This window comes from Cellulomonas sp. Root137 (assembly GCF_001426725.1).
GTDB lineage: Bacteria > Actinomycetota > Actinomycetes > Actinomycetales > Cellulomonadaceae > Cellulomonas.
This window is the reverse complement of the sequence record NZ_LMFG01000001.1, coordinates 1,871,895-1,886,929: the sequence shown is the minus strand read 5'-3', so window position 1 is coordinate 1,886,929 and position 15,035 is coordinate 1,871,895. Positions and strand designations below refer to the sequence as shown.

The 15,035-nt window shown below is 71.7% G+C and carries 12 protein-coding genes; 5 read left to right on the top strand and 7 right to left on the bottom strand.

What is annotated here, in order from left to right:
* Positions 1–20 precede the first annotated feature (20 nt).
* From ASD18_RS09055 to ASD18_RS09030, 6 genes are all read right to left on the bottom strand, one after another.
* Positions 21–1,238, bottom strand: a complete 1,218-nt coding sequence (locus tag ASD18_RS09055; RefSeq protein ID WP_235522305.1) for a ferrochelatase — start codon at positions 1,236–1,238, stop codon at positions 21–23.
* 93 nt (positions 1,239–1,331) lie between these two features.
* A complete protein-coding gene (locus ASD18_RS09050; protein WP_056091901.1) occupies positions 1,332–2,345 on the bottom strand; it encodes a carbohydrate ABC transporter permease in 1,014 nt (337 codons plus the stop codon).
* The gene (locus tag ASD18_RS09045) at positions 2,342–3,280 is read right to left on the bottom strand and encodes a carbohydrate ABC transporter permease (protein WP_200938505.1); all 939 of its coding nucleotides are present in this window, start codon (positions 3,278–3,280) and stop codon (positions 2,342–2,344) included. Before ASD18_RS09045 ends, ASD18_RS09050 begins: the two co-directional genes overlap by 4 nt.
* Positions 3,281–3,358: 78 nt before the next feature.
* Positions 3,359–4,735: an ABC transporter substrate-binding protein gene (locus tag ASD18_RS09040; RefSeq protein WP_056089624.1), complete on the bottom strand. Its 1,377-nt coding sequence runs from the start codon at positions 4,733–4,735 to the stop codon at positions 3,359–3,361.
* 93 nt (positions 4,736–4,828) lie between these two features.
* Positions 4,829–6,460 (bottom strand): glycoside hydrolase family 13 protein, encoded by a 1,632-nt coding sequence (locus ASD18_RS09035; protein WP_056089621.1) that lies wholly within the window; start codon positions 6,458–6,460, stop codon positions 4,829–4,831.
* 280 nt (positions 6,461–6,740) lie between these two features.
* Positions 6,741–7,769, bottom strand: a complete 1,029-nt coding sequence (locus ASD18_RS09030; RefSeq protein ID WP_056089617.1) for a LacI family DNA-binding transcriptional regulator — start codon at positions 7,767–7,769, stop codon at positions 6,741–6,743.
* A 177-nt stretch (positions 7,770–7,946) separates the two neighbouring features.
* Here ASD18_RS09030 and ASD18_RS09025 point away from each other — a divergent pair, with 177 nt between their 5' ends.
* Entirely contained in the window at positions 7,947–8,807 is an 861-nt protein-coding gene (locus tag ASD18_RS09025; RefSeq protein ID WP_056089614.1) for a serine/threonine-protein kinase, read from the top strand.
* Here the strand turns inward: ASD18_RS09025 and ASD18_RS09020 are convergent.
* Positions 8,796–9,284: a MarR family winged helix-turn-helix transcriptional regulator gene (locus ASD18_RS09020; RefSeq protein ID WP_056089611.1), complete on the bottom strand. Its 489-nt coding sequence runs from the start codon at positions 9,282–9,284 to the stop codon at positions 8,796–8,798. The two genes, ASD18_RS09025 and ASD18_RS09020, sit on opposite strands and share 12 nt — an antisense overlap.
* Before the next feature lie 188 nt (positions 9,285–9,472).
* Between ASD18_RS09020 and ASD18_RS09015 the strand changes: the two genes are divergently transcribed.
* From ASD18_RS09015 to ASD18_RS09000, 4 genes are all read left to right on the top strand, one after another.
* On the top strand, positions 9,473–10,924 hold the full coding sequence (locus tag ASD18_RS09015) for an endo-1,4-beta-xylanase (RefSeq protein WP_056089607.1): 1,452 nt from the start codon (positions 9,473–9,475) through the stop codon (positions 10,922–10,924).
* A gap of 62 nt (positions 10,925–10,986) precedes the next feature.
* A complete protein-coding gene (locus tag ASD18_RS09010; protein WP_056089602.1) occupies positions 10,987–11,562 on the top strand; it encodes an NYN domain-containing protein in 576 nt (191 codons plus the stop codon).
* Positions 11,563–11,808: 246 nt separating this feature from the next.
* Positions 11,809–12,423 (top strand): hypothetical protein, encoded by a 615-nt coding sequence (locus ASD18_RS09005; protein WP_056091894.1) that lies wholly within the window; start codon positions 11,809–11,811, stop codon positions 12,421–12,423.
* Position 12,424: 1 nt separating this feature from the next.
* Positions 12,425–15,022: a hypothetical protein gene (locus ASD18_RS09000; protein WP_056089599.1), complete on the top strand. Its 2,598-nt coding sequence runs from the start codon at positions 12,425–12,427 to the stop codon at positions 15,020–15,022.
* The last annotated feature ends 13 nt before the right edge of the window (positions 15,023–15,035 follow it).

The window sequence follows — 15,035 nt, the reverse complement described above, 5'->3', positions numbered from 1 at the left end:
AGGGTGCTCCAGGGGTGTGGTCAGGACCAGGGGTCGGTCGAGCAGGCGGCGGGGATGCCGGTGGGTTCGCCGGCGCGCATCTGGCAGCAGCCCGGTCGGCAGACCGACCGGTAGGGCGGCAGGTCACCGGCCGTCGCCTCGGCCACGGGCCGCGCGGCGGCGTCCGCGACGAGGTCGGCCGTGACCGGGTGCGCGCCCGTCGCGTCCGCCTCCCGGGCCAGCGCGGCACGCTCCAGGACGAGGTCGACGAGCCCGCGCACGAACGGCTCGCGGGTACCGACGCTGTCCGCGCGGACGGCGACCATGCCCAGCTCGGCCGCCGTCGCCAACGCCTCGGTGTCGAGGTCGAACGCGACCTCCATGTGGTCGGAGACGAAGCCGATCGGCGAGAGCACAACCGCCTCGACCCCGTCCGCCGCCAGCGCCGCGAGGTGGTCGTTGACGTCGGGATCCAGCCACGGCTGGCTGGGCGGGCCCGACCGCGAGCAGTACGCGAGGTCCCAGGTCACCGGGCGCCCGAGGCGCTCCTCGACCGCGGCGGCGACCGTCCTGGCGACGTCGAGGTGCTGCGCCGAGTACGACGCCCCCGACACCTGCGAGGCCTCCTCCATCGTGTCCGGGATGGAGTGGGTGACGAACACCAGGCGGGCGTCACGGTCGATCGACGCGAACGCCTCGGTCACCGCGTCGACGTTCGCCTGCACGAACCCAGGGTGGTTGAAGTAGGACCGCACCTTGTCCACGACCAGCGGGTGCTCGCCCTCGCCGAGGCCGACGTCGGCACCGAGCTCGTCGAGCGACGCCCAGAGGTTCTCCCGGTACTGCCGGCAGCCGGAGTACGACGAGTACGCGCTGGTCACGACCGCGACCATGCGACGCGCACCGTCCGAGTAGGCCGCCGACAGAGCGTCCCGCGTGTACGGCTCCCAGTTGCGGTTGCCCCACACCACCGGCAGGTCGAGGCCGCGCCGGGCGAGCTCCTCGGTGAGCGCCTTCTGCAGAGCGAGGTTCTGGCCGTTGATCGGGCTGGCGCCGCCGAAGTGGTGATAGTGCTCGGCCACGACCGCCAGACGCTCGTCGGGGATGTTCTTGCCCCGGGTGACGTTGCGCAGGAACGGCAGCACGTCGTCGGGGCCGTCCGGACCCCCGAACGAGAAGAGCAGCAGCGCGTCGTACGGGGCGACGGCGCTGCGGTCGGTCGAGGACGTCAGGGTGCTCACGGCGGTGTCGGGGGCCACCGGACGATCATCCCACCGGGGGTCGGCACCCTTCGCGGTGAGCAGGCCCCACGGACCGTGATCTTGACCGCACGCGCTGTCAGAACCTGCCGCTCAGCCCTTGACCGCCCCTCCGAGCCCTGCTCCGCGCAGGAACATGCGCTGGAACACGAGGAACAGGACGATCGGGATGAGCGTCGAGATGGCGAGCGCCGCCATGAGGACGCCCTTGTCGGTGGTCGCCTCGATGGACGGGAGCCGGACCGACAGGGGCTGCAGGTCCGGGTTGCGCAGGACGAGCAGCGGCCAGAGGAAGTCCTTCCACGACGCGATGACGGCGAAGATCGACACCACCCCGAGGATCGGCTTGCTCATGGGCAGCACGATCGACCAGAACAGCCGGAACGGCCCGGCGCCGTCCACCCGGGCGGCCTCGAAGATCTCGCGCGGCAGGTTGTCGAAGAACCGCTGGACCAGCACCACGTTGAACGCGCTCGCACCGGCCGGCAGCCACACGCCCCAGAACGAGTTGACGAGCGACGTGTGGAACACCGGCGTGTCGAGCACCGTCAGGTACAGCGGGACCAGGAGGACCACCGCGGGCACGAACAGGGTGGCCAGCACCGCCGCCTGCAGCACGCGGGCGTACCGGGGACGCAGCACCGAGAGCAGGTACCCGCCGGTCGTCGCGACGACGATCTGGCAGAACCATGCCCCGGCCGCGAGCACGATCGTGTTGACGAAGTACTTGCTGACCTGGACGTCGTTCCACGCCTGGCTGAGGTTGGACCACTCGATGCCGTTCGGGAACACCGCCAGCGGGGTGCGCAGGATGTCCTGCGTCGGCGTCACGGCGAACTTGGCCAGCAGCAGGATCGGGCCGACGCACCACACCACCAGGAGCACCAGGAGCAGCCAGTGCGTGGTGCCGAGCGACCACTTCACGGACGGTCGGCGCCAGTCGGAGACGGAGACCGCGCTGCGGTCCTCGCCCTCGTCGGTCGACGAGGCTCGGCGTGCCCTCGTCGAGCGGACCAGCTCGGCGCCCGGCAGGACCGGCACCTCGGCGGGCTCGGTGCCGAGCACCGGGGGCGGCGTCGTCGGCGGGATGGGAGAGGTCGTCGTCACGAGGTGCTCCAACGGCGGGTCAGGCGGAAGTACACGAGGGACATCACGGCCAGGAACACCGCGAGGAGCAGGCTGAGCGCGGTGGCCTCGCCGTAGTTGCCGCCGAGGCTGTTGCCGAACGCATAGCGGTAGATGAGCAGGAGGATGGTCACCGTGGCGTTGGCCGGGCCACCGCCGGTGAACAGGTAGGGCTCGAGGAACACCTGCGCGGTCCCGATGATCTGCAGGATCAGCGTGATGAACAGGACCCCGCGCAGCTGCGGGAGCAGCACGTGCCAGACCTTGCGCCAGACGCCTGCGCCGTCCACCTCGGCGGCGTCGTACAGCTCGGGCGGGACCGCGGTCAGCGCCGCGAGGTAGATGATCACCGTGCCGCCGGCAGCCGCCCACGTGGCCTCGAGCACGAGCGACGGCATCGCCATCGTCATGCTCTGCAACCACGGTTGGGGCGGGATGCCGACCCAGCCGAGGATCGTGTTGAACACGCCCTCGGGTCGCGGGTCGTAGAAGAACTTCCAGAGCAGGACGGCCACGACGGGCGGCACGACGACCGGCAGGTACGCCAGAGCCGAGTACAGGCCCTTCGCCCGCCGCACCTCGCGCATGAGCACGGCGGCGACGAGCGGGATCGGGTAGCCGAAGACGAGAGCCAGCAGCGCGAACCACAGGGTGTTGCGCGTCGCGACGGGCAGCAACGGGTCGGCGAACACGTTCTGGAAGTTCTGCAGACCCACCCACGACGTGGTGATGAGGTTCGTCTTCTGGAAGCTCATCACCACCGCGCGGACGATCGGCAGCCAGGAGAACACGCCGAAGATCACGAGCAGGGGCAGGGCGAACACCAGGGCGCTCAGCCCACCGCCCCGCACCCAGGTGAGGGGGGTGCCGGCGCGTCTGGGGCGCGCGGGCGCGAGGACGACGTCGTCCGTGGTCATCAGGAGCCTTCTCTCGGGGGTGCGGGAAGCTCGTGCGACGGTGCCCGGCCGGCGGACCGGCCGGGCACCGTCACGACGTCACTGGTCGAGCAGAGCCTGACCCTGGGTGTTCGCCGTCTCGAGCAGGTCGTCGATGTCCGCGTCCGCGTCGGTGAGGACCGCCTGGACGATCGGGAAGAGCAGCGCATAGGTGTCCTGGGTGGACGCGCTGATCTCACCGACGCTGGGCTGCGTGAACATGACGTCCGTGTAGCCCACCATGTTCTCGAGCGGGACGTTGATGTAGTCCTTGACCCACTCGAGCGACGTCTCGTACTGCTCCTGGCTGAAGATCGGGAGCACCGGGGTGCCCACCGCCTGGCCCTCCTCGTTGCGGAGCTTGGCGTCGGCCACCGCCTGGTCCTGGTCGAGCATCTTGGTCAGGTACCAGAAGTCGATCCACTTGATCGCGGCGTCCTTCTGGGCGTCCGTCGACTCCTTGGTCACCGCGGCGAGCGTGCCGCCGGTGAGGGCGCCACCGCCGTTCGACGTCGGGATCGCGGTGAGGCCGTAGCCCCAGTCCTCGGTGAGCCCGTTGTTCTCGACGAGCGCGTTGTAGACGTCCGAGCCGGACGTGTACATGGCCAGCTGGCCACCCGCGAACGCCTCGTTGATCTCACCCCAGCCCAGGTCGGTGCGGGGCAGGATCGAGTCGTCCTCGAAACGGAGGTCGTGCAGCCACTGCAGGTGCTCCTTGACCGCCGGGTCGTCCAGCGTGGCGACGTACTTGTCGCCGTCCTGCTCCTGGATGACGCCACCCCGCGAGTTGGCCGCGGCGGCCAGCTGCCACCCGCCGGCGTTGTCGAGCGCCATCGTCGCGTAGCCCGCGACGCCGGTGGCGTCGTGGATCGTCTTGGCGTACTCGCGGACCTCGTCCCACGTCGTCGGCGGCTTGTCGGGGTCGAGGCCGGCCTGCTCGAACAGGTTGCGGTTGTAGTGCAGCGCGACGCCGTAGATCGACTTGGCGGGGATCGCGTAGACCTTGCCGTCGTCGCCGGTGCCGGCGTCGAGCAGCGTCGTGTTGAAGTCACCCGCGTAGTCGAGGGACTGGAACTGCTCGTCGATGTCGGCCAGCTGGCCGTTCTCGAGGAGGGTCTTGGCGTCGGTCAGCGGGATCTCGAACACGTTGGGCAGCGTGCCGCCGGCCAGCTGCGCGGAGAACGTGGACGCGAGCCAGTTGTACTCCTGCGGCTGGATGTCGATGTCGGGGTACTTCGCCTCGAACTCCTTGACGCGTGCGTCGAGCGCCGCGACGGCGTCGGTCTCGGCACCGGGCTGGAGCCCGGCGACCTCGAGGGTGACCTTGCCGTCGGCGGACTCGCCGGCCGAGGGGTCGTCGTCGGTGCTGCACGCGGCCAGCAGGCCGAGCGAGAGCACACCGGCCATGGCCAGCGCGGTGGTGCGTGAGGACCTCATCGTCACTCCTTCGTGAGGGAACGCGCCGGACGGGGTGCCAGGTCGCGATCAGTTGTGTTCAGGGGTGGTGCGTGTGCGGGTGGTGCGGTCGGGTCAGGCGGGGGTGCGCAGCCACGCGGCGGTGTCGCGCGGCAGCAGACCTGCCTCGAGCGGGGCGCTCGAGAGCAGGAGCTCGGTGGGGGTGGGCAGGGCGACGGGCTCGTCGCCGAGGTTGACGACGCACACGAGGTCGCCACGGGCGAACGCGAGCACGTCGTCGACGGAGTCGATCCACGTCATCGGGCCGTCGCCCAGCGCGGGCTCGGCCCGGCGGATCGCCAGGAGGTCGCGGTACAGGCGCAGGGTCGACGCCGGGTCGGCCTCCTGTGCCGTGACGGTCAGGTCAGCCCAGGCCGTGGGCTGCGGGAGCCACGACCCGGCGGACCCGAATCCGTAGGGGGCGGCGGTCCCCGCCCAGGGCAGCGGCACGCGGCAGCCGTCCCGGCCGGGGTCGACGCCCTCGGAACGGAAGTGCATGGGGTCCTGCAGGAGGTCCAGCGGGAGGTCCTCGACCTCGGGCAGGCCCAGCTCGTCGCCCTGGTAGATGTACAGCGAGCCGGGCAGGGCGGCCGTGAGCAGGGCGGCCGCACGCGCTCGACGCAGCCCGACGGTCAGGTCCGTGGGGGTGCCGAAGCGCTTGGCCGTGAACGCGAACGACGTGTCCTCGCGCCCGTAGCGGGTGACCGGCCGCGTGACGTCGTGGTTGGAGAGCACCCAGGTGGCCGGCGCTCCGACGGGGCCGTGCGCGGCGAGCGTGATGTCGATCGACTCGCGCAGCTGCTTGGCGTCCCAGGGCCGCGCCATGAAGTCGAAGTTGAACGCGGTGTGCATCTCGTCGGGGCGCAGGTACTGCGCGAAGCGCGCCTTGTCCTGGAGCCAGACCTCGCCGACGAGGACGCGGGTGCCCTCGTAGGAGTCGGCGACGGCGCGCCAGCCGCGGTAGACGTCGTGCAGCTCGTCCCGGTCCACGTGCGGGTGCTCCCCCGGGCCCGGGTGCACGGGGACCTCCGGCAGCTCCGGGTCCTTGACCAGCAGGGCGGCCGAGTCGATCCGGATGCCCGCGACACCGCGGTCGAACCAGAACCGGAGCACCGCCTCGAACTCCGCGACGACGTCCGGGTGCGACCAGTTGACGTCCGGCTGCTGCGGCGCGAAGAGGTGCAGGTACCACTCGCCGGGGGTGCCGTCCGGGTCGGTGGTCCGCGTCCAGGTGTTGCCCTGGAAGTCGGAGACCCAGCCGGTCGGGATCTGCTCGCCGTGCTCGCCCTTGCCGGGGTGGAACCAGAACCGCTCGCGCTCCGGGGAACCCGGTCCGGCGGCCAGCGCGGCCTGGAACCACTCGTGCTGGTCCGAGACGTGGTTGGGGACCACGTCGATGATGGTCCGGATGCCCAGCCCGAGGGCCTCGCTGATGAGCAGCTCGGCCTCCTCGAGGGTGCCGAAGGCGGGGTCGATCGCGCGGTAGTCGGCGACGTCGTAGCCACCGTCCGCGAGCGGGGAGACGTACCACGGGGTCACCCAGATCGCGTCGACGCCGAGGTCCCGCAGATACGGCAGCCGCGACCGCAGGCCCGCCAGGTCGCCGGTGCCGTCGCCGTTCCCGTCGGCGAAGCTGCGCGGGTACACCTGGTAGATCACCGCGCCACGCCACCACTGCGGGTCCGTCTCGGGCTGCGCCTGCGCCACTCGTGTCTCGTCTCTCGTGGGCCGCCGTCGACGTCGCCGGGGCCGGTCGTCCTCTGCTCTAGCCGCGGCCGCGTCGTGCGTCACGGAGCTGAAGGAGCCCGCGGGACGTCGCTGTCGCGTTCCAGACACTAAAGGAAGCGACTGGATCCACGCAAGAAACTGACAGGACAGTTATCGAAGCGTGACCGAAAGACCCTCGGATCGCGATGAGGGCGCGCACAACGCCACGGACCCCGCCTCGCCAGGGGCGGCGAGACGGGGTCCGTGGACGCGGGAAGGGTCAGTCGGCGAGCGTCACCGGCTGGGTGGGCGCCGGACCCGTCGAGCCGCGCACGACGAGCTCAGGCTCGAAGAGCAGCTCGTCCTGCGGCACGGCGCTGCCGTGGATCTGGCTGACCAGCAGGTCGATCGCCGCGCGGCCCATGGGCTCGATCGGCTGGCGGACGGTGGTGAGCGGGGGCTCGGTGCAGCTCATGAAGGCGGAGTCGTCGTAGCCGACGACCGAGACGTCGTCCGGCACGCGCAGTCCCGCTCGCCGAGCAGCGCGGATGACCCCGAGCGCCAGCGGGTCGCTGGCGCAGACGATGCCCGTGACGCCCTCGCGCAGCAGCCGGTTGCCGGCCGCCTGCCCGCTCTCCAGCGAGTACGCGCTCCGGACCACCTGGCGCTCCCCCAGCTCGAGGCCGAGCCGGGCGGTGATCGCCTGCGCCGCCCGCAGCTTGCGCTCGGACGGCACGTGGTCCACCGGGCCCAGGACGAGGCCGATCTTCGTGTGCCCGAGCGAGGCCAGGTGCCCGACCGCCTGCTCGATGGCCACCTCGTCGTCGCACGACACGCGCGGGAACGGGAGCTCCTCGATCGACGCGTTGATGAGGACGACCGGCAGGTTCCGGCCGGTCAGGCGTTCGTAGTGCCCGTGCGTGGCGTCCCGCTGCGCGTAGTGCCCACCGGCGAACACGATCCCGGACACCTGCTGCCCGAGCAGGAGCTCGACGTAGTCGGCCTCGGAGACTCCCCCGGCGGTCTGCGTGCAGAGCACGGGGGTGAACCCCTGCTGCGCGAGCGCACCGCCGACCACCTCGGCGAACGCGGGGAAGATCGGGTTCTGCAGCTCGGGGAGCACCAGGCCCACCAGGCGGGCACGCTCGCCGCGCAGCTTGGTCGGTCGCTCGTAGCCGAGCACGTCGAGGGCCGTGAGCACGGCCTCGCGCGTGGACTCCGAGACGCCGGGCTTGCCGTTCAGCACCCGGCTGACGGTCGCCTCCGAGACGCCGACCTTGCGTGCTACCTCTGCGAGTCGCCGGGACATGCTGTCACTGTACTGCTCAGGAGCGCAAGTGGCTTGCAACCGGCTGCAAGCCGCGAACGCGCCACCCGTCACCCGTTCACCCGCGCCCGGCGTGCGGTCGGCTCCCCTGCCTTCTACCGTCAGTCCTGCCTACGAGTTCTGCCCACGAGCTCCGCCCCCATCGTCGACAGGTATGCCGTGCCACCGACCGAGTCCCGCCCGAGGGCGACCGCTCCGCTCGGACGCCGCTACCACCTCGAGCAGCAGCTGGGCCGCGGCGGGTCCGGCGAGGTGTTCCGGGCCACCGACGCACGGCTGCACCGACCGGTGGCGCTCAAGCTCTTCTCGATCGGCGCTGCGACCCCCGAGGAGATCCGCCGGTACGCGCACGAGGCGCGGATCCTGTCCTCGCTCGCGCACCCCAGCCTGGTCGCCCTGCTCGACGTGGGGGCGGACGTGCTCCCGGACACCGGACCGGTCGCCTTCCTGGTGATGGAGCTGGTGGACGGCCGGACCCTGCGCGACACCATCGCGGACGGACCGCTCGCGCCCTCCCTCACGGCGGACGTCGGACGGCAGCTGGCCCTCGCGCTCGGCCACGCGCACGGCGCCGGGGTGGCCCACCGCGACGTCAAGCCCTCGAACGTCCTCGTGGCCACCGACCGCGCGGACAGCGGCGCCCGCGACGCGCCCTGGTTGCCGGTGGTGCTCGCGGACTTCGGCATCGCGGTGACGGCCGCGGGCGCGCCGCTCACGCCCCGGGGGACGTCGGGGACCGCCGGGTACCAGAGCCCTGAGCAGGCGCTCGGCCACCCCGCGGGCCCGCCCAGCGACATCTACTCCTTGGGCCTCGTCCTGCTGGAGTGCCTCACGGGCGAGCGCGCCTACCCCGGCGACCCGCTGACCAGCTCGCTCGCCCGTCTGCTCGACCCGGTCGACGTGCCGGAGCGCTTCGGCCGGGACTGGATGCGGCTGCTGCGCGCGATGACGGCGGAGGATCCCGCCGCGCGGCCCACGCCCGCGGTCGTGGCCGCCGAGCTGCGGGCGCTACGCGTCTGAGCCCGACGGGTCCGGGATCTGCGCCTGCGCGGCGCGCAGCTTGTCGGTGAGGGCACGCAACGTCGCCAGCTCCTCGGTGTCCAGCGCTCCGCCGACCAGGCGTCGGATCGAGCGCACGTGCCGACGGCCGATCTCCCGCTGCACCCGCCGGCCCTCCGCGGTCAGGCCGACCGCCACGCCCCGAGCGTCGCCCTCCACGGGTCCGCGCCGGACCAGGCCGGCCTGCTCGAGGCGCTCCACCATCCGGGACAGGCTGGGCTGCGTGAGCAGGCTCCCCTCGGCCAGCTCCTTGAGCCGCGCCGTGCCGTCCGGGCAGGTGGAGAGGGTGAACAGGACGTCGTACTCGCGGATGGTCAGGTCACCCCAGACGTCGTCGCGCTGGAACCGCCGCATCAGCGCCACCTGGGCGCGGAAGAGCGACTCCCACGCCTCCGCGGCCTCCCGCGTGCCGGGCAGCTCACGGTTCACGTCCGACATCGACCCTCGTCTCCGATTTCATGCATACGCATTGATCTTTCCTCAACGGGGTCGGCGTGGCCGATGTTCCGTCACGCGGCTATCGAAACTGTCGCGCCCCGGGACCTGAAATGTTTCGGCACCTCGCGGTGGACGACCGGCGACGACCACTGTGCGATCCGGCACTTGGCTCAACGAGGAGGAACCCCATGCCTGTCGTCCATCCACCCCGCCGGTCCGCGCTCCGCACCGCGGCGGTCGCCCTCGCGGTGACCGCCGCGGTCGGGGCCACCCTGGCGATCCCCGCCCAGGCGGCCTCGACCCTCAAGGACCTGTCCACCGCCGCCGGCAAGGACATCGGCTTCGCGCTCGCCCCCGCCCGGCTGTCGGAGTCGGGCTACAAGTCCGTCGCGGACAGCGAGTTCTCCCTCGTCGTCGCGGAGAACGCGATGAAGTGGGACGCCACCGAGCCGTCCCAGAACTCGTTCAGCTACGGCGCAGGTGACCAGGTGGCCAGCTACGCCGCCAGCACCGGCAAGAAGCTGTACGGGCACACGCTCGTCTGGCACTCCCAGCTGCCGGGATGGGTGAACAACCTGTCCGGCAGCGCGCTGGAGTCCGCCATGACCAACCACGTCACCAACGTCGCGACCCACTTCACGGGCAAGGTCGTCGCCTGGGACGTCGTCAACGAGGCGTTCGACGACAACGGCGGCCGGCGTTCCGACTCCCCGTTCCAGCAGAAGCTCGGCAACGGGTACATCGAGACCGCGTTCCGCGCCGCGCGTGCGGCCGACCCGACCGCCAAGCTCTGCATCAACGACTACAACACCGACGCGGTGAACTCGAAGAGCACCGCGATCTACAACCTGGTCAAGGACTTCAAGGCCCGCGGCGTCCCCATCGACTGCGTCGGGTTCCAGTCCCACCTGATCATCGGCCAGGTCCCCTCGACCATGCAGCAGAACCTGCAGCGGTTCGCCGACCTGGGGGTCGACGTGCGGATCACCGAGCTCGACATCCGCATGCAGACGCCGTCGGACGCCACCAAGCTGGCCACCCAGGCCGCCGACTACAAGAAGGTCTTCCAGATCTGCCTCGCGGTCAGCCGCTGCCAGGGCGTGACCATCTGGGGCATCACCGACCGGTACTCGTGGGTGCCCGACACGTTCCCCGGCCAGGGCGCCGCGCTGGTCTGGGACGAGAACTACGCCAAGAAGCCGGCGTACGACGCCATCGCGTCGGCCTTCGGCGGGATCACTCCGACGACGCCGCCGGTCACGCCGACCACCCCGCCGGTGACCCCGACGACGCCGCCCGTCACACCGACCACCCCGCCGGTCGCGGGCTGCCAGGTCACCTACGGCGTGAACCAGTGGAACACCGGCTTCACAGCGAACGTCACGGTGAAGAACACGTCGGCGACGGCCGTCAACGGCTGGACCCTCACGTTCAGCTTCCCCGCCGGGCAGGCCGTGACGCAGGCGTGGAGCTCGGTGACCACCCAGTCCGGCTCGGCGGTCACCGTGAAGAACGCCGCGTGGAACGGCTCCATCCCGGCCGGCGGCAGCCAGCAGTTCGGGTTCAACGGCTCGCACAGCGGCACCAACACCGCGCCGAGCGCGTTCGCCCTCAACGGCACCGCCTGCTCGATCGCGTGACGCACCCGGCCCGGGCCCGCTCGTCGGGTCCGGGCCGGTCCACCTGCGGATACGCTGACGCGATGACGACCGAGGCGGCCCCGCGCACCACCTACCTGCTGGTGGACGGCGAGAACATCGACGCGACCCTCGGGTCCTCGATCCTCGGCGGGCGGCCCACCCCGGAGCAGCGGCCCCGCTGGGAGCGCGTGCTGACGTTCGCGCAGCAGACGTGGGACCAGCCCGTGAAGGCGCTGTTCTTCCTCAACGCCTCCAACGGCAACCTGCCGATGTCGTTCGTGCAGGCGCTGCTCGCGATCGGGTTCCAGCCGATCCCGCTCTCGGGCGAGTCGTACGAGAAGGTCGTCGACATCGGCATCAAGCGCACCCTCGAGGCCATCCACGGCCGCGGCGGCGACGTGCTCCTGGCCAGCCACGACGGGGACTTCGCGCCCGAGCTCGAGCAGCTCGTCGACGACGACGACCGTCGCGTCGGGCTGCTCGCCTTCCGCGAGTTCACCAGCACCCAGCTCTCGGCCCTCGTCGGGCGGGGCCTCGAGACGTTCGACCTCGAGGGCGACGTCGCCGCGTTCAACGTCCAGCTCCCCCGTCTGCGGATCATCCCGCTCGAGGAGTTCGACCCGCTGCGCTACCTCTGAGGCCCGCACAAGTGACCTAGGTCACGGGGTCATAACGGTTACCTGCTACCGGTCCGGTTTTACCTAGTACCCCGTGGCTCAGGTGCTTTGTGCGCTGGTAGACAGTGCGCTGGTCCCGCCAGAGAACCCCGGTGACCTGACCCGTCAACGGCGACGGTGCAGGTCAACCGGCTCTCGGGGGCCATCTACCGGCAGCACTGCTGGAGCGGGTCCGCCCGCTCCGCCAGTCACCACGACGAGGTGGTCATGAAGCGTCACATCTTGGCGGGGCTCGTCCTCGCGCTCCTGACGACAGCGATCGTCCTGTTCTCCGGTCCCGAGCTGCAGGGCGTCGCCCTGCTCGGCGCGGCGCTCGGCGGTGCCCTCGGCCTCGTGCCCGACCGGTCCCCCGCGCAGCGCGCTGCAGGGTTCGCCGTCGGCTTCGTCGCGGCCTGGCTCGGCTACGCCCTGCGCGCCGCGGCCCTGCCCGACGCCGCCGCCGGTCGCGCCGTCGCGGTCCTCATCGTCCTGGCGCTCTGCCTCGGGGTCGCCGCGCTCAGCCGCGGGAAGCTCCCGCTGTGGTCCGCTCTGCTCGGCGCCGCCGCGATGGCGGGTGCCTACGAGGCGACGTACACCGCCGACCCGGCGTCGTTCATCACCTCGTCGGCCACGACCGCGACGTCCATCCTGCTCGCCGCGGGTGCCGGCTTCCTCGCGACGTCGCTGCTCGGCGTCGTCGTCGAGCAGGACCGCGAGGAGGAGCGTGCGGCCGAGGAGCCGCTCTTCACCCAGAACGAGGAGCCGGTCGCCGCCAACGCCGCGCCCTCCCCGCGTCGCGGGCTGCCCGCCACCCGTCCATTCGACCCCCAGCCGGAGGCCTGACGTGCGACGCACGACCACCACCGCGGCCGCAGCCGTCGTCCTCATCCCCCTGCTCGTCGGCACCGCCGGAGCCCCCGCGTTCGCCGCGGACTCCGGCGACGTCGCCGTCACCAACACCGAGACCGTCCAGGCTCGGCTGTCCGCCACCGGCGCGTTCCAGAGCGCCCGCGTGTACGAGCAGCTGGCACTGAGCGGCACGGGCACGACGACGATCGAGAACCCCGTCTCGACGAAGGGCCTGCGCAACCTCGACGGCTTCGGCGGCTACCAGGTCACCGACGGCAAGCTCGTCAGCACCCTCAGCGTCGACGGCGAGCGTCGCGAGCGCTCCCTGAGCACGTACGACAAGGACCTCCCCCTCGCGGTCGAGGTCACCTACACGTTCGACGGCAAGGCGGTGCAGCCGGGCGCGGTCGTCGGCAAGTCCGGCACGCTCGGGGTGCACTACAAGGTCACCAACGTCACCGGCGCGACGCAGGACGTCACGTACGACGACGGCACCGGCACGCAGGCGACGGCGTCGGCTCAGACCGTCATCCCGATGATCGGCCAGCTGGTCACCGTCCTGCCGTCCACGTTCACCGACGTGCAGTCCGACGAGGCCGGCATCGCCGGCGACGGGCGCGGCGGCACCCGCATGCAGTTCCAGATGACCCTGTTCCCGCCCATCGGCTCCGCCACCGCGGAGTTCGGCTACACCGCGCAGGTCAGCCACGCGGTCGTCCCGAAGGCCACCCTGACGTCGATGGCGGTCTCTCCGCTCGACTACCCCTCGTTCAAGGGTGGCGCGGCCAGCTACCAGGCCGGCGCGCAGAAGGGCGTCGACCTCACGGGCGCCGGCCTGCTGCTCGACGACTCCGTGCTCCAGCTGCACGACGGAGCAGCCCAGCTGCTCGCGGGGCTGCTGCAGCTCCGCGACGGCGCGGCCAAGCTCGAGTCCGGGCTCAACGACGAGGCTGCACCCGGGGCCGCGGAGCTCGCCGACGGATTGAACGACCAGATCGCGCCCGGAGCGGCCAAGCTCGCCGCCGGATTGAACGACCAGATCGCGCCCGGAGCGGCCAAGCTCGCCGCCGGACTCAACGACAAGCTCGCTCCCGGAGCAGCGAAGCTCGCCGGGGGCCTCGGTGAGGCTGCACCCGGCGCCGCCGCACTCGCGTCCGGCCTCACCACGCAGCTCGCTCCCGGAGCGGCGACCCTCGCGGCCGGCGCCGGAGCGCTCAACGCCGGTCTCGCCGAAGCCAGCTCCAAGGCGCCGGCACTCCTCGCCGGGCTGGTCCAGGTCGGTTCCGGTCTGGACCTGGTCGACGCCGGTCTGGCCAAGCTGTACGGCGACATCGGCACGCTCCCGACGCAGGCGCAGGGCCTGCACGACGGCATCACGCAGCTGCGGACCGCGACATCGACGCTGACCGCGGGCATCGACCAGGTCAGGACCGGCGTCTCCGGCGCTGCGGCGTCCGCCTCCACCCTGTCCGGCGGGGCGGTGTCGCTCGGCAACCAGCTCTCGGTGGGCGTGGGCGCGCTGACGTCGCTGCGAGCCGGGATGGACCCCGCGTACCTCGCGCAGTACGACGCCGTCATCGCCCAGCTGTCCGGCGGCGTCCCCGTCCTCACGGACACCACCGACCCGGCGACGATCGCCGGTGGCGCGGCTGCGCTGTCGCAAGGCCTCGCCGGTGCGGCCACCAACCTCACCAAGATCGAGTGCGGTCTCAGCTCCGCATCGCTGCCGGGCGTGTGCGACGCCTCGAAGAAGGGTGTCCTCGAGGGCCTCGCCGACGTCGACGCGGGCATCACCCTGCTGGTCAACGGTGTGGTGGCGAAGGTGCAGACCGGCGTCGGCGACGCCGACGACACCTCTGCGGACAACACCCTGCGTGGTGGCGTGCACTCGCTCCAGGCGGGCACCAGCCAGCTCAACGCCGGTGGGGCAACTCTCGCCACCGGGCTCACGGCGCTGGGCGCCGGGGCGTCGCAGCTGAACGCCGGCGCCAGCACGCTGTCCGGCGGCCTGGCCGCGGCGGCTGCCGGTTCCCAGAAGCTGTCCGTCGGCCTCGCTCCGGCAGCCACCGGCTCACAGGAGATCTCAGCCGGGCTGAACGAGGCGGCGGCAGGCTCCCAGAAGCTGTCCGACGGCCTGGCCCCCGCAGTCTCGGGCTCGAAGGATCTGTCCGCCGGCGTGGCCAAGGCGGCGGCCGGTTCGACGAGGCTGTCTGCTGGGCTGGGCGACGCCGCCGACGGGTCGACGCAGCTGTCCGACGGCCTCGTCTCGGCCGCTGACGGTGCGCCGAAGCTGGTCGACGGCACGCAGCAGCTGTCCGACGAGGGCACCTCGCAGGTGGTCGTCAGCGGCAAGGGCACCGCGGAGGACTTCGGCGTGAAGTACGCGGTGCTCAGCGCGCAGGCCGACCGGGCGTCGGCCGAGGGCATGGCCTACGGCGCGCCGGACGGTGCGGCGGGGTTCACGGCGTACTCGATCGACATCGCCGGGGTCGACGGCACCGGGGCCAGCTCGGTCGGGCGCCTCATCGCGGCGATCGCACTGTTCGCCGCAGGGATCGGTCTGGCGACGTTCGCGCGGCGCCGGTTCGTCTGACCGTTCACCGCAC

Coding starts and splice junctions, on each gene's coding strand:
- ASD18_RS09045 (WP_200938505.1), bottom strand. CDS start 3,280: ATGACCACGGACGACGTCGTCCTCGCGCCCGCGCGCCCCAGACGCGCC.
- ASD18_RS09040 (WP_056089624.1), bottom strand. CDS start 4,735: ATGAGGTCCTCACGCACCACCGCGCTGGCCATGGCCGGTGTGCTCTCG.
- ASD18_RS09030 (WP_056089617.1), bottom strand. CDS start 7,769: ATGTCCCGGCGACTCGCAGAGGTAGCACGCAAGGTCGGCGTCTCGGAG.
- ASD18_RS09020 (WP_056089611.1), bottom strand. CDS start 9,284: ATGTCGGACGTGAACCGTGAGCTGCCCGGCACGCGGGAGGCCGCGGAG.
- ASD18_RS09015 (WP_056089607.1), top strand. CDS start 9,473: ATGCCTGTCGTCCATCCACCCCGCCGGTCCGCGCTCCGCACCGCGGCG.
- ASD18_RS09010 (WP_056089602.1), top strand. CDS start 10,987: ATGACGACCGAGGCGGCCCCGCGCACCACCTACCTGCTGGTGGACGGC.
- ASD18_RS09005 (WP_056091894.1), top strand. CDS start 11,809: ATGAAGCGTCACATCTTGGCGGGGCTCGTCCTCGCGCTCCTGACGACA.